This is a genomic window from Polycladomyces zharkentensis (genome assembly GCF_016938855.1).
Classification (GTDB): domain Bacteria; phylum Bacillota; class Bacilli; order Thermoactinomycetales; family JIR-001; genus Polycladomyces; species Polycladomyces zharkentensis.
This window is the reverse complement of sequence record NZ_JAFHAP010000008.1, coordinates 112,321-138,906: the sequence shown is the minus strand read 5'-3', so window position 1 is coordinate 138,906 and position 26,586 is coordinate 112,321. Positions and strand designations below refer to the sequence as shown.

Below are 26,586 nucleotides of genomic sequence, written 5' to 3'. Positions count from 1 at the left end.
CGACTCGCCAAATCAAAGGACAAGCCTTGCGAACCGTTACGATACAAAAGCCGTTACCAGCCGGACATAATCCGACACGGTAACGGCTTTTTTTGTCGGCATCTCATCTCATACCGTTCCCCGCTCGATCAACCGGTAGGGAAGTTCGATGCGCTCCGGTTCCGGCCGTTCTTTCCCGATTCCGGACAGCAACAGGCGAAAAGCGCACTCGCCCATTCGGCGTCCAGGGTGTTCGATCGTAGACAAATCCAATACTTGTGCGATCGGAAGATTGTCAAATCCCATCACCGCCAAATCTCCCGGGATTCGCCAGCCCCGGCGGCGGGCCTCCATGATGATGCCCGCGGCCACCAGATCAGATGAAACCAACAACGCCGAAGGGCGCTCCTCCATTTTGGACAAATCATGCACAACCCGCACCCCGTCTTCGATGGTCAAACACTGCTCAAACATCCACTCCCTGCGGGGGATCTCACCGATTTGTTCCAACGCGTCCCGAAAGGCCCGTTTTCGGTTTCGACTGTTGAAGCTGTGTCCGCGCCCGATACAATAACCGATGCGACGGTGCCCTTTCTCGATCAGATACCGCATCCCCGTCATAAAACCGCCGTAATGATCGATATATACCGATGAGATGTCCTTGTCGCCCGTATCTTCACAAGCAACGATCGGACCGTGAACCGCGTACGGTTCGATGCGTTCCCAATCCGCAGCTTTGGAACAAATAATGACACCATCCATCTGCTTCATTTTGAGCGATTCCAGCAACCCGATTTCCTCATCGGGATCATAGTTGGTTTGACACACGATCAAACGATGGTTCGCCTTCAGCGCTTCACTTGCAATCCCTTCCAGAATCGCCCCGAAGTAGGGATGGTTGACAAACGGGAGAATCACACCGACTGTGTGAGTCTTTCCCGTTTTGAGATGGATGGCATGAATGTTTTGTTTATAGTTCAACTCCCGGACAGCTTTCATCACGGCTTTTCGCTTTTCCTCGCTCACATACGGCCGGTTGTTCAATACGCGCGATACCGTCGCCACTGACACACCGGCCATTTCAGCGATCTGTCTGATGTTGGCCATGTTTCCACACTCCCGGAAGTGCTTCTTTCAGCCTCCTCAAAACACCAAGATCAGGAACCAGACAATCATCGCCACCATGATCAAACCTTTGAAAAAGATGCCACTGATCATCCCCACCCATGTGCCGAATCCGGCGCGTACCGCCTGGCCGAACGGTTTGCGTTGCAAGAGTTCGACCAGCACCACCGCCACAAACGGGCCGAAGATCAGCCCGATCAATCCCAGGGGACCGAGCAGAATGGGAAACACAATCGTTCCGATGATCGCCGCCCAAGTCGCCCATTTGGACGCTCCGTATTTCCGGGCGGCAATCCCTCCCGCGATATAATCGATCAACATGCTGAAGACAGTGAGGAGAATGACACCCGTCCAAAACGGCCAACCCAGCGCATCGGAATCGATCAGAAAATGATACAGGACAAACCCGGCCACCACTGCCACCGTCTCCGGCAATACCGAGATGAACAGTCCGACGAAGCCGACCAGAAAACAAGCGACGATCAATACCCAAACCAACACATGTCCCACTGTGTCCATGTTATCCTTCACTCCTGATATCCAAAATGTGATCCAACGCCGTCAAAATCCCGATTTTCACATGCGCATACGTCAGTCCGCCCTGCATGAATCCCACATAGGGAGGCCGGAGCGGACCGTCGGCGGACAACTCGATACTCGCCCCCTGAACAAATGTGCCCGCAGCCATGATCACCGGATCATCGTAACCGGGCATCGGCGCCGGTTCGGGCCGCAAATGGGCATCAATCGGGGATGCCGCCTGAATGCCCCGGCAAAACGCGATCAACGCTTCCGGGTTGCCGAATCGGATCTGCTGGATGATGTCCGTCCGCGGCGAATCCCATCCGGGGTCCGTCGAAAAGCCTGCCTCCTCCAGTACGGCCGCCGCGAACACCGCTCCTTTCAATGCTTCCCCCACCACATGCGGCGCCAAAAACAACCCTTGGAAGTAATCGCGCAAATACCCGTGTGTGGCACCGCCTTCCGCTCGAATACCCGGTGCCACCAATCGGGCGGCGGCACGCTCCACCCACTCTTTTTTCCCGGCAATGTAACCGCCTGATTTGGCCAAGCCGCCACCGGGGTTTTTGATAAGCGATCCGGCGATCAAATCGGCTCCGACATGCGTCGGCTCCTTCGTTTCCACAAACTCGCCGTAACAATTGTCCACAAAAATCACAGCATCGGGTGCCAGGGACCGAACCAACCGAACCATGCCGGCTATTTGCTCCACCGTGAACGAGGGGCGATCCGTATATCCGCGAGACCGTTGGATACCGATCATGCGCGTCCGCTCGTTGATCGCCCGCCGCACACCCTCCTCATCCACTTCTCCGCCCGGCAACAACGGAACAAAGCGGTAATGGATGCCGTAGTCGGCCAGCGAACCGGAACCGTCCCGCCCTGTGCCGATCACCTGATGCAATGTATCGTACGGTTGGCCGGTGATGTACAACAATTCGTCACCCGGCCGGAGCACACCAAACAGGCAAGCGGCAATCGCATGTGTGCCCGAAACAATATGCGGGCGGACGAGTGCCGCTTCTGCCCCAAACACGTTGGCAAATATCGATTCCAGCGCGGTGCGTCCCAGATCGTCGTAACCGTATCCGGTGGAATCGTGCAAATGATATTCGGCGACGCCTTCCTCACGGAAAGCGGTCAATACGCGCCATTGGTTTTCTTCCACCACGCGTTCGATTTCCATAAGACGCCGCGCGATCTTCTCCTCTGCGCGAAGCGCCCAGTTTTGGATGACCTCTGCATGCTTCAAATACTTGTCCACTCTACCACACCACTTCTACATTGACAGAATTTGAATTTGCGACAGTAAATCAGGTGGAAGCCGATCAAAGCGCCGCTTGGGCATGCGAAAGGTAATGCTGAGGCATGAACCGTCCATTTCCGTTTCCTGTACCTGTGCCCGACTGTGGAGCAAAGCCAGCCAATCCCCTTTCTCCGCAGGGATCTCCGCCCGCCCGATGACGGCCGTCTCATACAGCCTTGCATCGATGGCGCGCACCAAGTGTTCCAAGTCCCTGTCAGAAAATGCGCTGATGGCGATCGTATCCCGACCGGGCGCCAACAATGGCGCTTCCGCCACCCGGTCTGCTTTGTTGAACACCAACAACACCGGTAAGTGAGACGCTCCCAACTCCTCCAAAACCGATTCCACTACCTCGATTTGTTCCTGTGCTTCCGGATGACTCATATCCACTACATGCAACAGCAAATCGGCCTCTTTTACCTGCTCCAATGTGGAGTGAAATGCCGCGACCAACTGGTGCGGCAGGTGCCGGATAAAACCGACGGTGTCCGTCAGCAGCACCGTTTCCCCCGAAGGCAACGGCAACGCCCGGGAAGTCGGGTCCAATGTGGCGAACAAACGGTCTTCGGCCAACACGTCCGAAGCGGTCAGCCGGTTGAGCAACGTGGATTTCCCCGCATTGGTATACCCGACAAGCGCCACCTGCAAAATTTCGTTTTTTCGGCGTCGGGACTGATGCAGCGCCCGATGTTTTTTCACCTGTTCCAACTCGCGCCGAATATCGCGGATGCGTCGTCGGATGTGACGTCGGTCCGTTTCCAGTTGGGTCTCCCCCGGACCCCGTGTGCCGATCCCGCCGCCCAAACGGGACAGCTCCCTTCCCCGCCCCGAAAGGCGCGGCAGCAAGTATTGCAGTTGTGCCAGTTCCACCTGCAGACGCCCTTCTTTTGTCCGGGCCCGCATGGCGAATATATCGAGAATCAACTGGGTGCGGTCAATCACCTTGCAGGGGATCAACCGTTCCAGATTGTGCAATTGCGCCGGCGTCAACTCCCGGTCGAATACGACGAGATCAACCGTTTGCTCTTCCGCTTCCCGCGCGATTTCTTCCGCTTTCCCGCGCCCGATGAACCAGGCCGGATCCACCTTGTCCCGAAATTGGACAAAAGTGGCCACCACCTCGGCGCGGGCCGTATCGGCCAAACGGGACAACTCCTCCAGGGAGGAACGGACCTCCCATTCGTCCCGTTTGGACCCGCAACCGACCAATATCGCTTTTTCCCTGGATTCGACCTCTCCGATCGTCCCTCATCCTCTCTCCCCGGTTTGCGGAAATTTGACAACCATGTTAAGTATACCACGAAAAAGTGGGGGAAGAAGTTTGCGCAAACCGGAGATCCTCCGCACGGATGGACATCAAATCATCCCGAGTGGGATAGCGTGCGTTCAACAGGCGAACCGCTTGCAACCGAATCGCTTGTTCCACCAGATTCCGAACATAGCGGGCATTGCCGAACGGGTGCGTCGAGCGCATCTCCTTGAGCAAATGACGACGCAACTTTTCCTTGGCGGGATTGGACAGCCGGTATTGCCTTTCTTTTGCCATTCGGTCCGCGATGTCAACCAGCTCATCGATGGTGAAATCGGGGAAATCCAGATGAATCGGGAACCGGGACGGCAAACCGGGGTTGGAATGGATAAACCGGTCCATCTCCATTGAATAACCGGCCAAAATGAGAACAAATTCGTTTTTGTGGTCCTCCATCGCTTTTACCAGCGTATCAATCGCCTCTTTGCCGAAATCTTTTTCCCCTCCGCGCGCCAGGGAATATGCCTCGTCAATGAACAAAATCCCTCCCAGCGCCTGTTTGATATGCTCCCGCGTTTTTTGTGCCGTATGGCCGATATACTCCCCCACCAAATCCGCCCGTTCCACTTCAACCAAATGCCCTTTGTCCAATACACCCATTTCCTTGAACAGTTGGCTCATGATACGGGCCACGGTTGTCTTTCCGGTTCCCGGATTGCCTGTGAAAATCATGTGAAGCACTTGCTGTTCCGCCGACAACCCCGCCGCCATCCGCCGACGTCCCACTTCCAGCCAAGCGTAGATCTCATGGATGAATGCTTTGACCCGCTTGAGTCCTACCAGTCGATCCAAATCATCGAGGCACCGACGCAGGGGAAGATGTTCCGGTTGATCGATCGCATCCGCCATCACATCGGTAACGGTTGCCGCTGACGACCCTTCCCGATCCGAGTCATAGTCCAGTACCACCTGAATCCGGTTGGTTTCTCTTGTGATGACCCGCCTGCTCATGTTTGTCACCTCTTATGGTCGATTCGGCTCCATATATATACGCAGGAGCCCAGCATTTGGTGAAGGACAAAAATGAAACAACCGAGCGGGTTGTGCGCTCGGTTGTTTCTGTGGGAGGCGGTATTATGCTTCTTTACCGGCCTCTTCGGCTTGCGGTTGTTGCAAAGAGACCGGACGTGCCGGCGTAAAAGTGGAAATCGCGTGTTTATAGACCATCTGTTGTTTACCGTCGCTGTCAATCACGATTGTGAAATTATCGAAGCCCCGTACGACTCCGCGAAGCTGGAAACCGTTTATGAGATAGATGGTAACAGGGACCGCTTCTTTGCGGATTTGGTTGAGAAACGTATCTTGAATGTTGATGGATTGTTTCAAAGTCCGTACCTCCTATGTACGTTTTGGCATTAGTTTACTCTATTCGCTGTAACCAGGGAACTTTCCTGCTACAACCTGATGAATTTCTTCCGTGAAGCCCGGGCGGGTCACGTCAAACCAACGGATTTCTTTCAGACGCCGGAACCAAGAGAGCTGTCGTTTGGCAAATTTGCGCGTCCCCCGCTTGATCGCCTCGACTGCTTCCTCCAGTGTCAAATGTCCGTCGAGATACTGCTGAATTTCCTTGTATCCCAACGCCTGCATGGAGGTCAGGTCACCCCGGTAACCGAGCGCCCGCAACCGTTTCACCTCTTCCACCAAACCGTCGGCCATCATTTGATCCACGCGCCGGTTGATGCGCTCATACAACTGCTCCCGTGGCATCGTCAGGCCAATCCACAATGTATTGTACAGGGAACCTTCCTGCTTTTGCAAATGGGAAAATGGAACCCCTTTGGCATGAAATACCTCCAGCGCACGGATGATGCGACGTCTGTCATTGGGATGCAGGCGTTTCGCCGTTTCCGGGTCCACCTTCGCCAATCGCCGGTGCAGGGCTTCGTTGCCCTGTTCATCCGCCAAACGATGCATCTCCTCCCGAAAGGCCGGGTCTTCCTTCACACCGGGCAGCTGATACCCGTGGGTGACGGATTGTACATACAATCCCGTCCCCCCGACCAGCATCGGCAGATTTCCGCGGACCTGGATCTCACGGATCTTCGCTTTTACCATCCGCTGGAATTCATCCACGGAAAACGGATAGTCCGGATCGACGATGTCGATCATATGATGAGGGACACGCGCCCGTTCGGCCGGCGTCGCCTTGGCGGTACCGATGTCCATGTACCGGTATACCTGCATCGAATCGCCGGAGATGATCTCTCCGCGAAACGACTCGGCCAGCTTCAAGCTGAGCGCCGTTTTGCCCACCGCCGTCGGCCCCACGATGACGAGCAAATCCGCTTTCTCTTTCATCCCCTCCCTCCTTCGACCCGGATCACACCCAGTGCGAAACGGGCGGATTGTTTCACGATGTCGAATCCCAATCGTTCAAACTCGCCGCTTTGCGGCCGCTCTTTCAGCACAACCGCCTTGCGGGCCACCCGAACCGCGTGACGAACCGTCTCCGGGTCCAGCGGGTCCAGATTGGCCAGCAGACGAAGCGGCTGAACTCCGCTGGATGCGCGTACCGTTTCGCGGAACATGGGATCAAACAGAATGATATCGTATGAGCGCTCCGCACATTGCGGCAAAAACTCCCGATAATCGGTACAAACCACTTCAATGGAACGCATCGCCTTTTTCAATTCCTCGTTTTTCGCCGGATATGTTTTCAGACCGTGGGCCACCAGTTCGGCAATGACCGGCTGACTTTCCAAGCCGGTCACGGTTTGCCCGGTGACGAAGGCGGAGACGACGGCATCTGCTCCCATCCCCAATGTGCAGTCCAACACCCGGTCTCCGGGTTGCATCCCGCTGACGGTCACCAACGGGTCGGGGTTTCCCTGTCGCAGTTGTTTGATCCGCGGGACGGACATGTTGGGGTGAAAAAAGAACTGCCGCCCTTCGCGATCTTCCCAGTGCCATCCCTCCCGCGTCACCACCACTGCGGAATCGGCACCGTTTCGCTCCATCAACTCCGCCAGGGGAAAACGCTCCCGGTCGACGTAGGGCACACCCAGCCGACGGGCCAGATGCCGCGCCTCTTCCCTTTGTCCGGCATGCGGATGAAAAGACGTGGTCACCAACATCTCACATCACCCGCTTAAACATCTTTTCGATTTCATAGGTGGAAAAATGCACGAGAATCGGTCTGCCATGCGGACAAGTGAACGGATTGGCGCATGCCCCCAACTCCTCGAGCAATCGTTCCATCTCCTCCCGCCGCAGGTGGCGGTTGGCCTTGATCGCCGCTTTGCACGCCATCAGCTTGGCACTGGCGTCCCGGAGGCGAACCGTATCCACCCGACCGTGCTCCTTGAGCCAATCGACGATCTCGCGGATGATCGCCTCCTCCTGTCCGTCGGGAAACCAACGCGGGTGTGAGCGCACGAGAAACGTGGTTCCCCCAAAGGGTTCCACTTCCAAACCGATTGCGCGCAAATCATCCAGCTTGCTTCGGATCGTTTCCGCCTCGGCCAGTGTGCATTCCACCGTCATCGGCACCAACAGGGGTTGTTGCTCGGGATCGGTCTCTTTCATACGGCGGAGGAAGCGTTCATAGTAAATCCGTTCATGTGCCGCATGTTGGTCAATCAAATAGAAACCGTCTTCCGATTGCGCCACGATGTAAGTGCCGTGAACTTGCGTCAACGGTTCCATCATCGGAAAACGGGAGTTCTCCTCCGATTCCTGCTCGGCGACCGTCGGCGATTGCTCCGGTTTTTCCCGCGATTGAACCGACAACCGATCCGGAACCGCCTTTTGCCCGGTCAAACCGGCGCGGGAAACGGATTCCGTCCTCTCTGGCCTGGAAGGCGGCTCGTTTACCCGGTCTTCCCTTATCGGACGTGACAATGACGGATACTCATCCGATCGCGGCCGCTCTGCTGGCCGGTCAAAGGACAACCGTTCCTGCACCACTTGCGTTTTTCGCACCGTCGGACCGCCCGTCTTTTTTTCCACCTTGGGGACAAGCACTTGCCGGTGCAATGCCTGGTGAACCGACTGCACGATCAGGTCGTACAGCGTTTTTTCCTTGCTGATGCGCACTTCCAGCTTGGCGGGGTGCACATTGACATCCACCAGTTTGGGGTCCGTCTCCACGCACAACACACCGATCGGATAACGCCCCACCGGCAACAGCGTTTCATACGCTTGCAATACCGCCTGTACCAATGGAACACTGCGGATATAGCGTCCGTTCAGAATGATGGACAAATACGAACGGTTGGACCGGGTCACCTCGGGACGGGCCACCAACCCCGTCAGGCGGAAATCCGGATCTTCCGCTTCCACTTGCACCATGTGGGACGCCACTTGTTTTCCGTACAAGGCATGGATGACGTGAATCAATTTCCCGTCGCCGGGTGTCCGGAACAATTCACGTCGGTTGTGGCGGAGCGAAAATGCCCGATTCGGATGTGCCAGCGCCAATCGGCCGATCACATCGGCCACGTGACTAACCTCAGTGTTGACGGTTTTCAGGTATTTCAAACGAGCCGGCGTATTGTAAAACAGGTCTTCCACCCGCACATCCGTTCCCCGGGAACGGGACGTTTCCTCAATCGAGACCATTTCGCCCCCTTCCAGCTTGAGCCGGGTGGCGGGTTGGTCTGATCCGTCCTGGGTGGTCAGAGTCAGACGGGATACGGAAGCGATGCTGGGCAGTGCCTCTCCGCGAAAACCCAACGTGCGGATCGCGAACAGATCCCGCTCCCGGCGAATTTTGCTGGTGGCATGCCGGGCGAAAGCCAGTTTCGCATCCTCCCGGTCCATGCCGCAACCGTTGTCGGAAACGCGGATCGAGCGGATACCGCCTTCCTCCAACTCAACCGCGATCCGGTCCGCCTCCGCATCGATCGCGTTTTCCACCAGCTCTTTCACCACGGATGCCGGTCGCTCCACCACTTCTCCCGCCGCGATCTGGTTGGCCAAATGATCGTCCAAAATGCGGATCTTTCCCATCTTCGGCCCTCCCTACACCCGGCTGGATCTCAGCCGTTGTTGCAGACGGTGGATCAACTGCATCGCGTCCAGGGGGGTGGAACCCATCAGATCCCACTCGGCCAGTTCCTTCAGCACTTCCCGCTCCGTCTCACTCAATTCCGGTTCGGGGACCTTTTCCTTTCGCGTCTCCGGTTCGGGAACGGTCGGGAACAACTCCAACTGCTGAACCGTGGCGGCCGTTTCCGACTGCCCCTCCAGCTGGTCCAAAATCACTTTGGCCCGACGGATCACTTCCGGCGGCAATCCGGCCAGCTCAGCCACTTGAATCCCGTAACTGCGGTCAGCACGCCCCGGTTCGATCCGGTGGAGAAAGACCACTTTTCCGTCTTTCTCCACGCATCGGGCGTGCACATTCACCACCCGGGGAAGCGTTTCCTCCAGCCGGGTCAGTTCATGATAGTGGGTGGAGAACAAAGTTTTTGCCCCCACATGATCGTGGATGTATTCCACGATCGCATGGGCAAGAGACATGCCGTCGTATGTAGAGGTACCGCGTCCCACTTCGTCCAGCAGGATCAAGCTTTGTTTCGTCGCCTGGGTGAGCGCCTGACACGTCTCCGCCATCTCCACCATAAACGTGCTCCGGCCCCCGACCAGATCGTCCGCCGCACCGATCCGTGTAAAGATCCGGTCCACGATGGGGGTTTCCGCTCGCTTCGCGGGAACGAAGCTGCCGATTTGCGCCATCAACGTGATCAGGGCCACCTGGCGCATATAGGTGCTTTTTCCGGCCATGTTGGGACCGGTGATCAGCAAGATCTGGCGGTCCTCCGGGTCCATATCCGCGTCGTTGGCCACGAACGGCTCCTCCCGGTTGGCCGCCTCCACCACCGGATGCCGCCCCGCTTCGATTCGCAAGCGACCGTCCGTGCGGATGACCGGACGGACATATCCGTAGCGGTCGGCCACGGCGGCAAGCGATTGCAACGCATCCAACCGCGCCACTTGTTCGGCAAGCTTTTGCAACCGCGGAATCTGCCGGGCCACTTGTTCGCGGACCTCGGTGAACAGCTGGTACTCCAATTCCACCGACTTTTCTTCCGCTTCCAGAATCAACTGTTCCTTTTCCTTCAGCTCCGGCGTGATAAACCGCTCCGCGTTGGCCAAGGTCTGTTTCCGTTCATATCGACCTTCCGGCAAATGGCGAAGATTGGCCTTGGTCACCTCGATATAGTAACCGAATACCTTGTTGTAACCCACTTTGAGCGACTTGATGCCCGTCGCTTCCCGCTCGCGACGCTCCAACTGGGTGATCCAGTTCTTCCCTTCCCGTTGCGCCGTACGCAGCCGATCCAAATGGGGATGATAACCTTCCCGGATCAAGCCGCCCTCTTTGACCGAAACGGGGGGATCATCCTCGATCGCCCTGGCGATCAGCTCCGCCACATCTGCGCACACATCCATATGTTCGCCCATCATCCGAAGCGGCGGGCAATCCACCCGGGCCAACACCTGCCGCAATGCGGGAAGCGCCTCCAGCGAACGGCGAAGCGCTTGCAATTCCCGGGCATTGGCCGAACCATACGCGATCCTGGCAGCCAATCGCTCCAGATCATACACTTCCTTCAATCGTTCCCGGACTTCCTCCAATAACAGCAGGTCGTCCAGAAACGCCTGTACCGCGTCCTGCCGTTCCTCGATCGCCTCTTTGTTCACCAACGGCTTGTCCAACCATTGGCGCAACATCCGGCTCCCCATCGCGGTCGCCGTCTGATCCAGCAACCAGAGCAACGATCCTTGACGCCGACCGTCCTTTAACGTAGCGGTCAGTTCCAGATTGCGCCGGGCCGCTTCGTCCAGAATCATGAACTGGCGGGCATCATACCGTCGAACCCGATTGAGATGCCGCAGGGATCGCTTCTGCGTATCTTGCAGATAGCGAAGCAACATCCCGCCAGCCCGGACCAAAAGCGCTGTCGTGAACACCTCTTTTGCCGATGGAAATTGCTGGGCCAATGCCGCTTCCAGTTCACCGGCGTTCCCCAGTTTCTCCTCGGTCATTGGGGTGAACAGACATCCCAACCGCATGCCAAGCCGCTTTTGGAAGTGACGATCCCCGGCCAATGCGGGGTCGAGCAGCACTTCCCGTGGTCGGTATGCACCGGTTTCATCCATCAGCCGGTCCAATGACCCTTCCAACTGGGTCACGTACCATTCACCGGTGGAAAGATCCCCGGCCGCCAACGCATGCGCACGGCCATCGGTAGCGAGCGCCACCAAAAAGTTGTTCTCTTTGTCGGCCAGCATTTTTTCCTCAATGACCGTTCCCGGTGTGATCACGCGAACCACTTCGCGTTTGACCACGCCTTTGGCCGCTTTGGGGTCCTCCACCTGTTCACAGATCGCGACTTTGTATCCTTTTTCGATCAATCGCTCAATGTACGCCTCGGCGGAATGATACGGCACACCGCACATCGGTACCCGTTCTTTCCCGCCGTCGCGTGAGGTCAGCGTAATTTCCAGCTCTTCGGCTGCTTTTTTTGCATCCTCAAAAAACATCTCGTAAAAATCGCCCAAACGGAAAAATAAAAAGGCATCCGGATACTCTGCCTTAATCGATAAGTACTGTTCCATCATCGGCGTATATTTGGCCAAAACAGGACACCCTCCGAACGGTAAGAGTCGTTGTTTCGTACGGTCTATTGTAACACTCCCCAACGGACCGAACAACGTCTGTTTCACCCCGATCAACAATGAGGAGCGGTCTCAACTGTACGAACACGGTGCAGTCCGCCCCAACTGCGAGTGCCGTATCCATACATCTTTTCGCACTTCGTCATTCCTCATGATCAACCTGTATCCGGGAATATGGTTTGAAAAGGATTTGCCCGACGGATTTCGTCAGGGGGAGTAAACAGAAGAGAAATGGATCTCCCATCAAACGGATCGGGTCACATGACGGTATTTCATTCCTTTTTGATGAAAAATGACACTTTACATCAGGTGGTCGGAGGAGTATGATGAGCTCGATTTAAAAATAAAATACATCCTCGTAAATCGCTGAATCCCGCGATACGCGGGAGCGGGGGAACCAACCGCAGGCTGTGGCGAATCGGTCACGGACTGCATGGGGTGAATCCCGGGTTAATGCCCGGGTAGGGTGACTCTCAGCCACCCGAATCCGTCAGCTAACCTCGTAAGCGTTGTGAGAGGGGGAGTGGAATCGTGCGGCAGCACGGCTGTTTTTGCTGTGCTCAAAAAGCCACGGGAAGACACCCTTCTCGTGGCTTTTTCTGTTGGTGACGGGAAGCTTTTACGCTCAAGAATGGCGATGGCGAAAGAAAGACACCATGATGGACGTTACGGATGATTTTTATCGCCGGAAAGGCGGAGAGGAGGCTCGATCATGATACGGATTCATGGATTGACCAAACGGTTTCCGGGTGAAAAGGGAATTTTTGATCTCACCCTTGAAGTGAATCGGGGTGAAGTATTCGGTTATCTCGGACCAAACGGTGCGGGAAAATCCACTACGATTCGTCACTTGATGGGTTTTATGAGACAGGATGAGGGCAAAGCGGAGATCGGGGGCATGGACTGCTGGAATGAATCGGACAAGATTCAAAAAGTCACCGGTTATCTCCCGGGGGAGATCGCCATGTTTGAAGGACTGGACGGTACCGGTTTCTTGGATTTGATGGCGGGACTCCGTGGACAGAAGGATGACAGAAGGAATGAGCTGCTGGAGCGACTGGAACTGGACCCCCGAGTCCCGATCCGAAAAATGTCCAAGGGAATGAAACAAAAACTGGCCATTGTGGCCGCATTCATGCATGATCCGGAGATTTTGATCCTGGACGAACCCACCTCCGGTTTGGATCCCCTGATGCAACGGGGGTTTGTGGAATTGATTCTGGAAGAAAAAAAGCGAGGAAAAACGATTTTCATGTCCTCTCATCAGTTTCCGGAGATCGAGCGCACGGCAGACCGGGTCGGCATCATCCGGAAAGGACGGCTGATCGCTGTGAAATCCGTCCAGGAATTGCGCAGTGAGCAGCGGAAAGCGTTTGTTGTGACGCTGGGAAGAAAATCGGACATCGACCGATTGATTCAGGCCGGGCTCAGTGTGGTCCGCCGGGGAGCAACCACGGTTGAAATCGAGGTACAAGGTGATCTGAATCCCCTGATCCGCGCTCTGGGCGATGTGGATGTGCGCCATTTGGAACACAGAGAGATGGATCTCGAAGAAATCTTTATGCACTACTATGAACGACGGGAGGCGAACGAACGATGAACCTTGCGCTGTACCGGGCAATGTGGCGGTTGCACGGCAAGACATTGGCAGCGATGGCGATCGGGTCGTTTCTTTATGTGCTGATGATTGTTTCCATCTATCCCAGCTTGAATCCCGGAGACATGAATGAATTGCTGAAGAAAATGCCGGAAGAGATGATGAAAGTGTTGGGAATTGAGGCCGGTGTACAGCGTTTGAACGATTTTATCGCTGTTGAGTACCACTCCTTCCTGTATCTGATCCTGCTGATGGTGTACAGCGTGGTGATCCCGACCCGGCTGGTGGCTCGGCATGTCGACCGGGGGTCCATGGCATTTCTGCTGTCAACGCCGTTGTCCCGGTCACGGCTCATCCTGACGCAAGTCGCATTTTTCATCACGGGGCTCGGGCTGATCAACCTGTTCACCTTTCTCGGCGGGATCGCGGGAGATACCTGGCTGCTGGATCAACCCGCCTTGAATCGGTCAGACTACATGGAACTGAATCTGGTCTGTTTCCTGTTTTTTTCTGTGATCGGCGCATACAGCTTCCTGTTTTCGTGCCTGTTTGACGATGAAAAGAAGGCGGTATCCTGGTCGGCAACAGTGACCATCCTGTTCTATGCGATGGACTTTGCCGGTAAACTGGGTGAAAAACTGGATTGGCTCCGGAACTGGACGTTGTTCAGCCTGTATGAACCGGCACGTCTCGCACGGGGAGAAGAAGACATTTTGTGGATAGCGGCAGGTTTGGGCTTTACCGCGATGGTGCTGTTCCTCATTGCGACGATGGTTTTCCGCCGGCGAGATTTGTCATTGTGACGAGGCAGATGGCGTTCCGAAAAACGATCCTGTTCATTCCCTGCTGGCACTCATGATGGTGCCCGACTGGGCACCTCCCTCTACTTCAGTGTCACGGATTGTGTCCGTATCGAACAGCGCGTGAAGTCGTGGAGCTTTGGTCCCTACTTGTTTGAAAAGGAAGTGAAAGGTCATGAAATATGTTCAGTATTTCGATGAGATCGATCGCCACAGCTTGCCTATGGTCGGCGGGAAAGGAGCAAATCTGGGAGAGATGACAAAAGCGGGATTCCCCGTTCCTCCTGGATTTTGCATCACGACATCGGCTTACCGCCATTTCATCGAAGCAAGTGATAAGATGGATGAATGGTTCAACCTGATGAATCAGTTGAAACCGGAACAACTCGACGAGATCCGCTCATTGGGACAGAGAATTCGTCATCACTTGCTTACGATCCCGCTTTCTGATCGAATAAAATCAGCAATCATCAAGGCGTGGTCGAAACTGGGTGAAGATCATGCTTACGCTGTCCGCTCCAGTGCAACAGCCGAGGACTTACCAACCGCTTCTTTCGCTGGTCAACAGGAAACCTACCTGAATGTGAAGGGGGCTGAACAACTCATTGAAGCAGTCAAAAAATGCTGGGCATCCCTCTTCACAGATCGGGCGATCGTATACCGTATCAATAACGGATTCGATCATCGGTCCATATCCTTGTCTGTCGTGGTGCAACGGATGGTATTTCCTGATGTGTCCGGCATCATGTTTACGGCAGACCCGGTTACAGGACATCGGCGCACGGTTTCCATTGATGCCGGGTTTGGACTTGGAGAGGCACTTGTTTCCGGCATTGTGACGGCCGATTTGTATAAAGTACGTGACCAGCAGATTATCCAGAAACAAATCGCGAAAAAGGAGAAAGGCATCTTCCCTGTTTCCCGGGGTGGAACGGAAATCAGGGAACTTCCGCCGGAACTTCAACAACAACAAGCGCTTCCGGATCAGAAGATCTTGGAGCTGGCGGAACTGGGGCGCAGGATCGAAAAACATTACGGTGCGGAACAAGATATCGAGTGGTGTCTGGAAGGTGACCGCATCTATATCCTGCAAAGCCGTCCCATCACTTCTCTGTACCCGGTTCCGGCTGCTGATGATGACAATTACCATGTATATCTTTCAATTGGCCACAGTCAAATGATGACAGACTATATGAAACCGCTCGGGATCTCCGTCTGGAAAGCGCTCGATCCGTTTAAAGATGATTCATCTCCGTTTGTTGAAGCGGGTGGCAGGCTCTTCTGGGATTGTTCCAGTTTCATGTATTTGAAGTTCGTACAGCGTAAGCTTCTCAAAAGCTCTGTGACGGACGATAATGTGTTGGCGCTGAAGAAGGTTGTTTTAAGCGAAGAGTTTCAAAAGAGAGCACCCAAACGGGGGGTGAAGAGACAGGTTTTCCGCGCAGTGAAACAGCTGCTTGCATTTTATGGCAAAGTGATTCCCCGGTTGATCAAAATCATGTATTTTGAAAATCCGCATCTGGCCGTTCAGAGGGCTACCTCCACCTATGAGCAGGACTTGTCCCGCTTTAGACAGGAGGTGTTTCAACGGTCCGGAGCACAGTGGATTCAGTTCATACAAAAACATGCCAAGCGCGGGTTTTTCTCACTGGTTGCTCCAATGGCCTACGTATATACAGGGTTCATTACATTACCGATCATAAAACGAAAAGTAAAAAAATGGCTGGGTGAAGAATTGAGCGCATCGGTTTACAAATCCCCTCCGGGCAATGTGACAAGTGAAATGGGGCTGATGATCGGGGATCTGGCCGACACGGCCAGAAACTATCCTGAAGTAGTGGAATATCTGGAACGGGCGGAAGACCGAATGTTTTATGAAGGCTTAAGCAAAGTGGAAGGCGGAGATGCATTTAAAGCCGCACTGGACCGGTTTATGGAAAGGTTCGGGATGCGGGCCCCGGGGGAAATTGATATCACTCGGGTTCGCTACAAAGAAGCGCCCACCATGCTCGTCCCATCCATTCTCAGTCATATGAGAAGCAATGCCCCGAATGAACACCGGGAAAAATTCAAACAGGGAGAGCAAGAAGCGAATGAGGCGATTCAATCCTTATTGAAACGGGTCAAAGCAACACCCGGCGGCACAAGAAAAGCAAAAAAATTATCCCGCCTTATCACCCTCTACCGAAATACGGTGGGAATCCGTGAACTGCCCAAGTATATCATGATCCGCTATTTTGACATTTACAGAGAAGCCATTTTGGAAGAAGCGAACACTCTGTTTGAAAAAGGAATCCTTGAAAAGAAAGAAGATGTCTTCTATTTGACATTGGATGAACTGGTCGCCTTGCTGGAGAACCGCTTCAACGGTGATGTCAGGGAATTGATTCATTCCCGGAAGGCATTGGAAGAGAGGTACCGGAAGCTCACCCCTCCCCTTGTCATCACAAGCAGTGGAGAAGTATTTACTGCCGAAATCAGCAACGAGCAGGCACCTCTAGGCGCTTTGGTCGGCATTCCCGTATCTGCGGGCGTTGCGGAAGGGTATGTCAAAGTGGTTCGCAGACTGGAAGAAGGATCACTGAACAAAGGGGATATTTTGGTCGCCCCCTATACCGATCCGGGCTGGACCCCTCTCTTTCATTCCGCAAAAGCGCTCGTGACAGAGGTCGGAGGGATGATGACCCACGGTTCCGTTGTGGCAAGGGAGTACGGAATCCCCGCCGTTGTCGGTGTGGAGAATGCAACAAAAATATTGAAAGATGGCCAATATGTCCGTGTTGACGGCACGAAAGGTTATGTGGAGATATTGGATGAGAAAAGCTGATCGTCGGGCGGCAATCAAAAACGAAGAATGGGGCCACTCTGAAAAAGAGTGGCTCAAACCCAGCGAAAAACAAATGGGTTTTGTATAAGGATCAGAAGAAAACAGAGAAATTTGGACAGAGATCACGGAGAAGGGCCCGCCTTCGAGACCCATGCTCCTCCTCCAGAGGAGCATGGCCATTTTCTTGATGTTTTGGCACACGGCAGTAAGGAGGCATTGCTCTGTTACTCTGGCACGCCCCCTCATCCATGCGTAGCGAAGTTCGTGCAGTTCCTTCGCAACCGCGAACTACGCTCGATCATCTCTTTTCTTCGCTTGTTGAGCGCTTTTCCCCGCTCGCTTAACCGGTTTTGACGAACCCACTCCTTGGTATCTTCCCAATCGTGACAGGCGATGGTTTTCACATGGTTCTTCGAACGCGTGCACCGGGATAAAAACGGGCAATCCCGGCATGTTTGCGGATCGGACTTGCACTCGCGGTGGGCGATGACGGCAAAGATCCCTTGCTCTTTCAAGGCATGGCAAATCGGACTCGTCAGGTACCCAGCGTTCAGCGCCCTTGCCGATGGGAGTGGGTTTGAAACATACCATTCCGTCCTTTTCCCTTGATGTTAACTTCTGATTTCGACCAAAAAATGAGGCTGTTAACATAGGTCCAAGAGTGGGGATTCCCGTTCCTTACTACAGGCTGAGAATGACGAGATTTCCCCTTCCATCGGAAAAAGAGATTGTTATAATCAAAACATTCGGTTTTACTGATTATCAAATCCGATTTACCATAAAATTAACACATTGTGTTATCAGACGGGTGACATTTTTCTTTTATCCTGAGCAACCGATTCTGTCGGTTAGGGAGTTTCGGAGAATCCATCGCTAAGGAGGCAGACCACATGAACATTCAACGCCTTAACTGGGCCGGATTATTGGTGGAATGGGAAGGCACGGCTGTGGCAATTGACCCAATGTTTCACGTCAATGAGTCCTTTTTCGGACGTCCGCGGGAACGGTTGTATCCATTAAGTGATTTCGGACGTGCCAATGCGGTGCTGGTAACTCATCTTCATTCGGATCATTATGACGCTGAGGCGATCGTTTCTACATACGGTGCGGAAGTACCAGTGTACGTTCCCGCCTATTCCCTGGAAAAGACGGAGAAAACCTCTCTCCGGAATGGGAAGGGAGTCCGGCCAGAGGATACTATTACCCTGGGTTCTCTGCGGATCAAGGCGATTTCTTCGGTGGACGGCCTTGGCGACCCACAAGTCGGTTGGGTTGTGGAGGCTGAAGGAAGGAAGATCATACATTGTGGAGATACCTTATGGCACGGTTACTGGTGGAAGATCGCGGAACAACACGGTCCCTTCGATATTGCCTTTCTTCCTGTTAACGGGGCGATAGTCGAAGAAGAGGAATTGACCCCGAGCGGTCAGCCGATTTGTATGACCCCTGAGCAGGCCGTTTCCGCAGCGTTGGTTTTACGGGCCAAAAAAATTGTTCCCATCCATTACGGAACCTTCCACAACCCGCCGGTATACAATGAAACGCCTGATTTGGTTGATCGCTTGATGAAATCGGCCCGGCAACAGAATGTGATTCTGGAGATGTTGGAACCGAAGCAGTCAATCCATATTGAATAAACCAGCTTGGAAACGAAATCGGTAATCGTCTGTAAATAGACAAGTCTTGTGGCTGTTGATCTTCTAGTTTGTCAGCAGCATGGGCCACTTGAAAGAGTGGCTTTTTGTCTTTTCTCTTTCAAGGAAAGAATGATCAACTTCGCGCTATGCCGGGCGATGTGGGATCGAATCGTTCCCGCTGTCCCACCTTGACTCCCGGAGACACATCAGAATGGCTGAAGAAAATGCTGGAGACGGATCATTGGCAATACATGGATGGCCGAACATTCTCCTCAGTTGCCCCGAGAATTTGAGCCAGAAACAGAACAACTCGCTTTTGAAACCCTGGTCGACGGAGCCAACCCATTCAAGTCACTGGGCGGTCTTCCGGGGGGAGGGCTGGTAGGGAGGGACTTTCCATACCTTGCGAATGTCTTTTTGTTCATCCCAGGTTTGGCCGGACAACAGATACTCGTAAAAAGGATCCAGAAATTCCGCATAACCTTGGTATTCATTCAACCCGCGCAAATCCTCCCACAATGTTTCCACCAGCGGTTGGATGTCGGTTTTGATCCCCTGATAATATGCCCGTTGCACGGACAATCTTTTGAGCGGTTCCAACTCCAGATAGGGATAGCGGGAAGCAATCAGTTGCGCAGCCGCGATTACCCCTTTTGTCACTGTGGGTGAAATCAGCCAGCTGGGCAATGTCCGGTATTCGAAACCACCGTGGAACTGATGACGGAAATCCCCCAGATAACCATATTTCGGCCGTCGTTTGACACCATTGGGGTCCTCCGCCAACACCAACGGCAACGCCAAATAGTTGTCCAACGCCCTGAGCAGTTTGAAATTGAGCAAAATGCCGCTGAAATGGATATGACCGCCCAACGGATAACCGGAACATGGCATCCCACCGGCCAGCCACACGACATTCCCCGCCTTCACTCTTTTGGCAGCCATGATCAATCCCTGGTAAATCCGCACCACCAGTTTGCGCGGCTCGGGCGTGGGTTGTGGGCGAATCTCCACCAAGGGTTTGTTGGCGCGATTCTGCCCATGCCAGATCTCATCGCATCCCACCCGGCCAAAACGGGGGAAATATTGGGACGCCAACGCCAGTTGCCCATTGGCATGTTTCATGATAAACTCCGGATCTGCTCCCAACGTGACGGATTCGGGCTTGACCGCGGTTTCTCCCAATTGTTTGGCATATCGGTAAATCGCATGAACCAACACATTCTCCATGTCGGTGTTTAATCTCGGATTGGGAATCACATCCACCACAACGAATTTTCTGCCCGGCAGCGTCCCCACTTTGACGACACCGTAATCCAATCCCAGCGCATACAACGAACGCACGGCCAGCTGCTGAACCCGATTGACTTCCCGATTTTTTTCTTTCAGGGGCACACGTTCATACGCAACACGTTGGGGCTTTTTACCCTGTGCCAGCCAAACCGAGCTGCCTTTGGATCGATACACCAACAGTGTTTCCGTCTGGAAAGCGACCACAATGTATTGCCTGAGCAGCCGCATTTGGGCAGTGGCGAAGGAGATGCCATGCAGCTTCAAAGCCCCTGCTTTGATTTCCCTTTTGCGGATGCGTTCCACTACGACCTCGTCATTGAGTACCAACATCGATTCGGAAAACTCAGCCGGTGCATTCGAAAGTTCCAATCGAATCGATGGGGAAAGAACCCGTTCTGCGGAAATCGCTTCACTCCGAATCCACTGTTTATCATCCCATTGTTTACATGGAAGAGTGAGGGAGCTCATCGCCTTTCCCCTTTCACTTTTTCCAACATCACATACACTGATATGGTATGAAGCACCTGGGTGGCAGGTTAGCGAATAAACAAAAAGGGGGGCAAATGCCCCCCTCAACAACAATGAGGGGATCTTCCCCCTCCAGATCGGTTCAATCGAGATCGTCGATGACCAAATCGGGATCCAAATCGTCAAAGTCCTGCACATCCGCTTCCAACGAGGACGGCTCATACGCTTTGTCGTCCAGGTCCTCATAATCGTGTGGATAGCAGGCGACGCAAATTTTGGTTTCCCCCGTCACTTCTACGAGAAACTCCCGTTCCACCCTTACCAGGACGGCATCGCCGCTGGAGGCGATCGTTGCCTCGATGCAGTTGGGAGATTGCGTGGAAACCGCATTCACGCTGATCGTATCTTCCCGCAGATTCCGGTCGTAGAAGCTAAGCGGCACCTGATCAACATACCGTACCGTTTCCTTGGCCACATCCGTTTTGGTATTGCCTTTGGTGGCATACCAGATGTTGATGTCGTAGTTTCCCATGACCTCGACAACCTCACCCACACGGTGCGCTTCATATGAATGATTGATAATCCAAGCACCCAAAATGTTGGAGATATTGTCCGGTGGGTGGATGGTGTGCGTTGCCTGGGAGAACTTACGACCCCTGCCGCAAATCGCTTTGGTGATGATTTGGCGATATTGCACGTCTCTGTCTGTTTTTGCCATGTCGCTCCCTCCTCCAAACAATCGTTCAGTACCATGTGTATGCAGGGCAGGAGTCTAGGGTGCAAAAAAAGCCCACGGAAAAATCCGTGGGGAATTGCCGTTCAATGGCCTTTGCATCCGCATGGGCCTCCGCTGCCACACCCACTCCGGGAAACATCCCCGCCCACTTCCACGTCGATCTTGCGGGAGACCGCATCGGCCAACACTTGCTGAATCGTTTGCAGGAGGTCGTTCACTTCCACTTGGCTCTGTTGGTATTCCCGGACAATCGGCAAATTTTCCATCTCTTCCTGCAAGGCTTTCAATTCTTGTTCAAGCCGGCGTACATATTCTGTTTTTTGATAGTGCTTGGCATGAACCAATTCTTTTTGTTTTCTTTTGATCTCTGCAATCAGACCATTGACACGGGCGCTGTTTTGGATTTGTTTCTCCGCTTGTCGAAACCGGCTGACCTCTTCTGTCTGCCGCAAACGGCGACCCAGCTCGGCCGCCGTTTGCAACACGGGATGGACGTCGTTCAAGATGCGATTCATGTCACATCCCCACCTGGGCATAGGTTTCTTCCACCCATACTCCTTTCAGCGTGTGCGTTTTCGGCTCATCGATCCGAACATGGGCAAACCGACCGATCAGGTGTTTCGGACCGGTGAAGTTGACCAACTTGTTGGAACGGGTCCGTCCCGACAGCACATTGGGATCTTTTTTGCTTTCCCCTTCGACCAGCACCTCAACCACTTTGCCGCGGAGCGCTTCGTTTTTTCTGCGGCTGATCTCGTCCTGCAACCGGTTGAGCCGCATCAGGCGCTCTTTCTTCACTTCCGGCGGGACATCGTCTTTCATCTTGGCTGCCGGGGTTCCTTCCCGGGGAGAGTAGATGAACGTAAACGCCGAATCGAATTCCACCTCACGCACCAGCGACAGCGTTTCTTCGAACTGTTCGTCTGTCTCACCGGGAAAACCGACGATAATGTCGGTCGTCAACGACACGTTCGGAATGGCCGCCTTGATTTTGCGAACCAGCTCCAGATATTGTTCCCGGGTGTATTTCCGCGCCATCATCTTCAGGATCTCCGTACTGCCCGACTGCACCGGCAGATGGATGTGTTCCACCAAGTTGCCTCCTTTGGCCAGCACCTCGATCAGGTGATCATCGAAATCACGCGGATGGCTGGTCGTGAAACGAACGCGCGGAATGCCGATCTTGCGCACGTCGTCCATCAGGTGGGCAAACGTGTAATGACGATCTTTGAAGTCCTTTCCGTACGCGTTGACATTCTGGCCCAGCAGGGTGACTTCCTGATACCCTTTCCGTGCCAGTTCCCGAATCTCGGCCAATACGTCCTCCGGCCGGCGGCTGCGTTCCTTTCCGCGCGTGTAGGGTACGATACAGTACGTACAGAACTTGTCGCAACCGTACATGATGTTGACCCAGGCCTTGAGACCGTCTTCCCGCACCTTGGGCAGGTTTTCGACGATATCCCCTTCTTTGGACCAAACTTCCACCACCATCTCCTTGCTGAAAAGCGCTTCCTTCAACAAGAAGGGCAGGCGGTGAATATTGTGCGTCCCGAAAATCAGATCCACATAGGGATGCTGACGCAAAATACGGTTAACGACACCTTCTTCCTGGGACATGCATCCGCACATCCCCAATATCAGATCGGGATTTTCCATCTTCAGCGGTTTCAGCCGGCCGATCTCGCCGAAGACTTTGTCTTCCGCATTTTCACGGATGGCACAGGTATTGAGCAAAATGACGGAAGCCTGCTCTTCCGACTCTGTGGGACGATATCCCATCATTTCCAGGATACCCGCGATCGTCTCGCTGTCATGTACGTTCATTTGACAGCCGTAAGTGCGGATCAGATAATATTTCCCTTCGCCGATCCGGCGCATATCTTCCGGTATCTCACCAAACTGAAGCACTTCCACGTCCTGTTTGCCGCGTTTTTTCGCCGCCTTCAGATCCGGCGGAACGAAGTAACGTTCCCAATCCTTCACTTTTTGGGTCATGATTTATTCAACACCTTTCTACAGGTGGAAATGACATACCTTTGCAATTTATTTATTATACCCGAACCGGCAAACCCCTGCAATGCAGGGAGAAATGTGGAAAAGAAAAACGCCCCGCAGGGGCATCGGTTGTTGGTGAGCTTCACACGGCTGAAACTGGAAGCACTCCCTTTCATCACAATCCAAAGGGGCATGTCATCACGGGCAAGGAAAACGGAAAATCCGGTCAATCGCGAAAGTGAGGGAGTACCGTCACAAACGTGAATCCGTTCAACCGCGAAGACGGATGCTTTTGGGGCCGAGATGGCGTACGCATCCAAAACGTCAGCAACGTTTGGACCACCAACTCTCGACCCACCGGCGGCGGCAACGTTGCTTCACTTTTCGCCGGGTGCGCAAGGGAACCGTTTGGGCCCTGCTTCCCCCATATCGGCCGAAAAATCGTACATCTACAGTACCTTCAACGACTGTGGCAACACAGTTACCGCAATCGGGGTTTGGCCAATGACCTCACCATCTGCGTGGACCAGCAGGGGGATTTCAGAGGAGACCGTGAACTGTTTGGCGCGTCGAAACACAATAAACGGCTGGTCCACGTGGGTTCCCCGATAGACCGAGGGAAACAGGCGCAAAAAGTCGCGACGGGTGACATCCCTTACACAACAGATGTCCAACCGACCGTCATCATCTTCCGCACCTGGGCAAATCTGCATTCCACCTGCATAATTGGGAATGTGGGCCGCCGCAATCAACCACACACGATCCAGATCATATAAAGTGCCATCCATCGTGATCCGCACATTTACCGGTTGAAAACGCGCCCATTCTCTCAACACACCGCCCGCATAGACAAACTTCCCGAAACGTTTCCAGCGGGAATCGTTCACCCGTTTGGCCACCGCGGCATCAAAACCGATCCCCATGAAACCGATCATGAAGCGTTCCCCGATCCGGGCCGTGTCCACCGCACGGCTCCTGCCGTGCAATACACGCTCCCACGCTTTCAACGGATCGAGGGGAATGCGATGGGCGACGGCAAAGTCATTTCCCGAACCGGCCGGAAGATAGCCGAGCGGGACATTTGTATCTACCAAAGCGTTGCCAACCTCATGAACCGTTCCGTCGCCGCCGATGGCCACGACCGCTTTCACCTGAGGAGATTCCACCGCCTGGCGGGACAACACGGTTGCGTGACCACGACCGGTGGTAAAGTACACACGGTACGGGAGTCCTTCCTTCTTCAGCAACCGGCTTACACGTTCCCATACTTTCCGTCCTCTCCCGTTGCCCGAGACGGGGTTGACGATCATGATGTACACGTCAGGCTTCACTCCTTCCCGGCGAGGGGGGAGACGGCGGATGCGGATTTTTGTTTCCGGAGCGTATCGTACAAGTATCCCGTCACGCGTATGGCCATCCGGGGAAACCAGCGGCGCAGACGGATGGCCATGTCCAGCGTCCGGGGGATCACTTTGATCCGGGGGCGATCGATCAACCGAAGCGCGTGCTCGGCCACCACGGATGGCGGCAATGTCCGGCGGGCGATCGGGGCGGGAAAATACCGGGACGGAGACGCGCCTCGGAAAAACGGCGTATCCACGGGTCCCGGACAAAGCACACCCACTTGAATCCGCGGGGCAAATTCCATTTGAAGCGATTCTGAAAACCCGAGCAGCGCAAACTTGGATGCACAATATCCCGCCAGATTGGGAACACCCGTCAATCCTGCGATGGAGGCGATGTTGACGATGCGCCCGGCACCCCTTTGCAACATGTGGGGCAGGAAAGCCAAGCTCATGTGAACCGCTCCCAGATAGTTTGCTTCCATCATACCCGCGTAGTCTTCAATGGGTACCTCCAATGCGCCGCCGAAGCATCCGTAACCCGCATTGTTGATCAAGACGTCCAACCTGCCGTATCGGGTGATGACATCCTCAACGAGCCGCTCAACCTGATTCCGCTTCGTCACATCGCACACCATTGCCTCTCCGCCCGGCACCTCCCGTGCCAACGTTTGCAATGACGCTTCATTTCTTCCCACCAACAACGTTCGGTCACCCCGTGCCGCCAATCGGTGGACGATTTCCCGCCCGATGCCGCCGGCGGCTCCCGTGACCAACACGATTCGCCCGCTCATGATCATCTCCTCCTCACGACATCGGCACCTGCGGAATGATCTTCCCGTCGATCCTTTCGAAAATATCTTCCAAATCCCTTCCCGTGATTGTTAATCCGTGATTTTTCAGCCCCACCACCGCCCGGGAAGGATCTTCCGCCCGACGGATGTGTTCCGCCACCGCCTCGGCCAGCTCCAGCGTTCCGCAAGGGTAGTTGATTTCGGTAGAGGGAACGCCGTCCATCCATGCGTGAACGTGCACGATCGCCCCGACTTGAGGATGTTCCGTATAAATCATCCAATGTTCGATCGCATCCACGGACGCTCTGCGCGGTTTTACATGGGGCGGCACACTGATCTCCATTGCTTGGTTTTTGTCATCATACCCTTTGATGAGCAGGATATCTTGTCCCACCCGCTCCAGATTGGCTTTGTTGACCCCGCTGGCACTCATCCAGAACCGGTTTTGATCCTTTCGCGCGCTGAGGTTGCCGTAGCTGAGACCGCCAATACCGTACAAACGTTTGATGTGTCGCAGCTCACGGGGAGACACCAATTCTTCGAGCGGAAACGGTGTGGGAAGCAGGTTCATGCTGTCCAACCATTTTCCGGCCCGATTGATCCCCTGCGTCAACTGATCCCCTTCCCACAATTCTTCCGGCAAATCCGGATCAAACCGGTTGTCGATCACCAACCTGGCCGTCGCCAGTGGGCGCAAACGTTCAAATACGCGTTGGTAAAAGCGTTCCTCGTCATCATCCGCTCTTACGGGATAACATCCTTGTTCCAGCGTGATGAAATACGTTTGCGGTTTTGCACCGGAGACATCCGAGTAAATCATCATGTTGCCCAGTGAGCGAACCAAGATCGGGTAGCCCGCTTTGAGAATGTCGGATGCCGGTTGATCGTTCTCCACGACCGTCACCACGAACGTGCCCTTGCCTTCCCGATGAAAATGACGCGGCTGGAGCGGATCAACGAAGTTGAACACCAATTGCACATCCGACCGTGGTTCTACAATATATGCATAGCCGTTGGCCGTCATCACGCGGCGAAGTCCATCCGCAAACCGTTCCATTGAGGGGGTTTTTCGCCAATCTCCCACCATGCAAAATGCCTTCATGCTCTCACACCCCTGTATGGTATTTTCTGTTATCGTTTCCAACCAAGGGTATTTTCATGTGTAAAAAAAGCGCCTTCCGTGAATCAATCGGAAGGCGCTGAAGCTGTTGACAAACACAGCGGGTTCC

The 26,586-nt window shown here is 54.3% G+C and carries 22 protein-coding genes and 1 riboswitch; of the genes, 4 read left to right on the top strand and 18 right to left on the bottom strand.

What is annotated here, in order from left to right; translation table 11 throughout:
* Positions 1-108 precede the first annotated feature (108 nt).
* From JQC72_RS07910 to mutS, 10 genes are all read right to left on the bottom strand, one after another.
* Positions 109-1,086, bottom strand: coding sequence for a LacI family DNA-binding transcriptional regulator (locus JQC72_RS07910; protein WP_205494568.1), 978 nt, complete (start codon positions 1,084-1,086; stop codon positions 109-111).
* Positions 1,087-1,122: 36 nt separating this feature from the next.
* On the bottom strand, positions 1,123-1,623 hold the full coding sequence (locus tag JQC72_RS07905) for a DUF456 domain-containing protein (RefSeq protein ID WP_205494566.1): 501 nt from the start codon (positions 1,621-1,623) through the stop codon (positions 1,123-1,125).
* 1 nt (position 1,624) lies between these two features.
* Positions 1,625-2,890, bottom strand: a complete 1,266-nt coding sequence (locus JQC72_RS07900; RefSeq protein ID WP_419179851.1) for a methionine gamma-lyase family protein — start codon at positions 2,888-2,890, stop codon at positions 1,625-1,627.
* Positions 2,891-2,905: 15 nt separating this feature from the next.
* Positions 2,906-4,141 (bottom strand): GTPase HflX, encoded by a 1,236-nt coding sequence (gene hflX / locus JQC72_RS07895; protein ID WP_302104604.1) that lies wholly within the window; start codon positions 4,139-4,141, stop codon positions 2,906-2,908.
* Between the two features lie 79 nt (positions 4,142-4,220).
* Complete coding sequence (locus JQC72_RS07890; protein WP_205494564.1) at positions 4,221-5,192, bottom strand: AAA family ATPase; 972 nt, start codon at positions 5,190-5,192, stop codon at positions 4,221-4,223.
* 123 nt (positions 5,193-5,315) lie between these two features.
* On the bottom strand, positions 5,316-5,567 hold the full coding sequence (hfq, locus tag JQC72_RS07885) for an RNA chaperone Hfq (RefSeq protein WP_205494562.1): 252 nt from the start codon (positions 5,565-5,567) through the stop codon (positions 5,316-5,318).
* 39 nt (positions 5,568-5,606) lie between these two features.
* Entirely contained in the window at positions 5,607-6,542 is a 936-nt protein-coding gene (gene miaA, locus JQC72_RS07880; RefSeq protein ID WP_205494555.1) for a tRNA (adenosine(37)-N6)-dimethylallyltransferase MiaA, read from the bottom strand.
* A complete protein-coding gene (locus JQC72_RS07875; RefSeq protein WP_205494552.1) occupies positions 6,539-7,318 on the bottom strand; it encodes a class I SAM-dependent methyltransferase in 780 nt (259 codons plus the stop codon). Before JQC72_RS07875 ends, miaA begins: the two co-directional genes overlap by 4 nt.
* Before the next feature lies 1 nt (position 7,319).
* The gene (gene mutL, locus JQC72_RS07870) at positions 7,320-9,194 is read right to left on the bottom strand and encodes a DNA mismatch repair endonuclease MutL (protein ID WP_205494550.1); all 1,875 of its coding nucleotides are present in this window, start codon (positions 9,192-9,194) and stop codon (positions 7,320-7,322) included.
* A 12-nt stretch (positions 9,195-9,206) separates the two neighbouring features.
* Positions 9,207-11,831, bottom strand: coding sequence for a DNA mismatch repair protein MutS (mutS, locus tag JQC72_RS07865; protein WP_205494549.1), 2,625 nt, complete (start codon positions 11,829-11,831; stop codon positions 9,207-9,209).
* Between the two features lie 393 nt (positions 11,832-12,224).
* A riboswitch (cyclic di-AMP (ydaO/yuaA leader) is annotated at positions 12,225-12,393 on the top strand.
* A 189-nt stretch (positions 12,394-12,582) separates the two neighbouring features.
* Here mutS and JQC72_RS07860 point away from each other — a divergent pair.
* From JQC72_RS07860 to JQC72_RS07850, 3 genes are all read left to right on the top strand, one after another.
* On the top strand, positions 12,583-13,470 hold the full coding sequence (locus tag JQC72_RS07860) for an ABC transporter ATP-binding protein (protein WP_205494545.1): 888 nt from the start codon (positions 12,583-12,585) through the stop codon (positions 13,468-13,470).
* Positions 13,467-14,270, top strand: a complete 804-nt coding sequence (locus JQC72_RS07855; RefSeq protein ID WP_205494544.1) for an efflux permease Rv1217c-related protein — start codon at positions 13,467-13,469, stop codon at positions 14,268-14,270. The genes JQC72_RS07860 and JQC72_RS07855 overlap by 4 nt, the downstream gene beginning before the upstream one ends.
* Positions 14,271-14,442: 172 nt before the next feature.
* Complete coding sequence (locus JQC72_RS07850) at positions 14,443-17,094, top strand: phosphoenolpyruvate synthase (RefSeq protein ID WP_205494542.1); 2,652 nt, start codon at positions 14,443-14,445, stop codon at positions 17,092-17,094.
* Between the two features lie 242 nt (positions 17,095-17,336).
* Here the strand turns inward: JQC72_RS07850 and JQC72_RS16855 are convergent, their stop codons facing one another.
* Complete coding sequence (locus tag JQC72_RS16855) at positions 17,337-17,609, bottom strand: transposase (RefSeq protein ID WP_205494541.1); 273 nt, start codon at positions 17,607-17,609, stop codon at positions 17,337-17,339.
* A gap of 375 nt (positions 17,610-17,984) precedes the next feature.
* Here JQC72_RS16855 and JQC72_RS07840 point away from each other — a divergent pair, with 375 nt between their 5' ends.
* Positions 17,985-18,731 carry an MBL fold metallo-hydrolase gene (locus JQC72_RS07840; RefSeq protein ID WP_205494540.1) on the top strand — a complete coding sequence of 249 codons (747 nt, stop codon included), beginning with the start codon at positions 17,985-17,987 and terminating at the stop codon, positions 18,729-18,731.
* A 351-nt stretch (positions 18,732-19,082) separates the two neighbouring features.
* Here JQC72_RS07840 and JQC72_RS07835 read toward each other — a convergent pair whose 3' ends face one another.
* The 7 genes from JQC72_RS07835 to JQC72_RS07805 all read right to left on the bottom strand — a co-directional run bounded on the left by JQC72_RS07835 (position 19,083) and on the right by JQC72_RS07805 (position 26,459).
* Positions 19,083-20,489, bottom strand: coding sequence for a putative amidoligase domain-containing protein (locus JQC72_RS07835; RefSeq protein WP_205494539.1), 1,407 nt, complete (start codon positions 20,487-20,489; stop codon positions 19,083-19,085).
* 142 nt (positions 20,490-20,631) lie between these two features.
* Positions 20,632-21,207, bottom strand: a complete 576-nt coding sequence (gene cotE, locus JQC72_RS07830) for an outer spore coat protein CotE (RefSeq protein WP_205494538.1) — start codon at positions 21,205-21,207, stop codon at positions 20,632-20,634.
* A gap of 101 nt (positions 21,208-21,308) precedes the next feature.
* Complete coding sequence (locus tag JQC72_RS07825; RefSeq protein ID WP_205494537.1) at positions 21,309-21,740, bottom strand: YlbF/YmcA family competence regulator; 432 nt, start codon at positions 21,738-21,740, stop codon at positions 21,309-21,311.
* Position 21,741: 1 nt separating this feature from the next.
* The gene (gene miaB / locus JQC72_RS07820) at positions 21,742-23,220 is read right to left on the bottom strand and encodes a tRNA (N6-isopentenyl adenosine(37)-C2)-methylthiotransferase MiaB (protein WP_205494528.1); all 1,479 of its coding nucleotides are present in this window, start codon (positions 23,218-23,220) and stop codon (positions 21,742-21,744) included.
* A gap of 449 nt (positions 23,221-23,669) precedes the next feature.
* Positions 23,670-24,530, bottom strand: a complete 861-nt coding sequence (locus JQC72_RS07815; protein ID WP_302104700.1) for a diacylglycerol/lipid kinase family protein — start codon at positions 24,528-24,530, stop codon at positions 23,670-23,672.
* A gap of 17 nt (positions 24,531-24,547) precedes the next feature.
* On the bottom strand, positions 24,548-25,357 hold the full coding sequence (locus tag JQC72_RS07810; RefSeq protein WP_205494523.1) for an SDR family NAD(P)-dependent oxidoreductase: 810 nt from the start codon (positions 25,355-25,357) through the stop codon (positions 24,548-24,550).
* Positions 25,358-25,370: 13 nt separating this feature from the next.
* Positions 25,371-26,459: a class II aldolase/adducin family protein gene (locus JQC72_RS07805; protein ID WP_205494516.1), complete on the bottom strand. Its 1,089-nt coding sequence runs from the start codon at positions 26,457-26,459 to the stop codon at positions 25,371-25,373.
* Positions 26,460-26,586 lie beyond the last annotated feature (127 nt).

Excerpts from the sequence above, each read along its gene's own strand:
- mutL (WP_205494550.1), bottom strand. The coding sequence starts at position 9,194 with ATGGGAAAGATCCGCATTTTGGACGATCATTTGGCCAACCAGATCGCG.
- cotE (WP_205494538.1), bottom strand. The coding sequence starts at position 21,207 with ATGGCAAAAACAGACAGAGACGTGCAATATCGCCAAATCATCACCAAA.
- JQC72_RS07910 (WP_205494568.1), bottom strand. The coding sequence starts at position 1,086 with ATGGCCAACATCAGACAGATCGCTGAAATGGCCGGTGTGTCAGTGGCG.
- JQC72_RS07860 (WP_205494545.1), top strand. The coding sequence starts at position 12,583 with ATGATACGGATTCATGGATTGACCAAACGGTTTCCGGGTGAAAAGGGA.
- JQC72_RS07825 (WP_205494537.1), bottom strand. The coding sequence starts at position 21,740 with ATGAATCGCATCTTGAACGACGTCCATCCCGTGTTGCAAACGGCGGCC.
- JQC72_RS07875 (WP_205494552.1), bottom strand. The coding sequence starts at position 7,318 with ATGTTGGTGACCACGTCTTTTCATCCGCATGCCGGACAAAGGGAAGAG.
- JQC72_RS07905 (WP_205494566.1), bottom strand. The coding sequence starts at position 1,623 with ATGGACACAGTGGGACATGTGTTGGTTTGGGTATTGATCGTCGCTTGT.
- JQC72_RS07835 (WP_205494539.1), bottom strand. The coding sequence starts at position 20,489 with ATGAGCTCCCTCACTCTTCCATGTAAACAATGGGATGATAAACAGTGG.
- JQC72_RS07810 (WP_205494523.1), bottom strand. The coding sequence starts at position 25,357 with ATGAGCGGGCGAATCGTGTTGGTCACGGGAGCCGCCGGCGGCATCGGG.
- JQC72_RS07890 (WP_205494564.1), bottom strand. The coding sequence starts at position 5,192 with ATGAGCAGGCGGGTCATCACAAGAGAAACCAACCGGATTCAGGTGGTA.
- JQC72_RS07855 (WP_205494544.1), top strand. The coding sequence starts at position 13,467 with ATGAACCTTGCGCTGTACCGGGCAATGTGGCGGTTGCACGGCAAGACA.
- miaA (WP_205494555.1), bottom strand. The coding sequence starts at position 6,542 with ATGAAAGAGAAAGCGGATTTGCTCGTCATCGTGGGGCCGACGGCGGTG.
- JQC72_RS07805 (WP_205494516.1), bottom strand. The coding sequence starts at position 26,459 with ATGAAGGCATTTTGCATGGTGGGAGATTGGCGAAAAACCCCCTCAATG.
- JQC72_RS07815 (WP_302104700.1), bottom strand. The coding sequence starts at position 24,530 with ATGATCGTCAACCCCGTCTCGGGCAACGGGAGAGGACGGAAAGTATGG.
- miaB (WP_205494528.1), bottom strand. The coding sequence starts at position 23,220 with ATGACCCAAAAAGTGAAGGATTGGGAACGTTACTTCGTTCCGCCGGAT.
- JQC72_RS07850 (WP_205494542.1), top strand. The coding sequence starts at position 14,443 with ATGAAATATGTTCAGTATTTCGATGAGATCGATCGCCACAGCTTGCCT.
- JQC72_RS07840 (WP_205494540.1), top strand. The coding sequence starts at position 17,985 with ATGAACATTCAACGCCTTAACTGGGCCGGATTATTGGTGGAATGGGAA.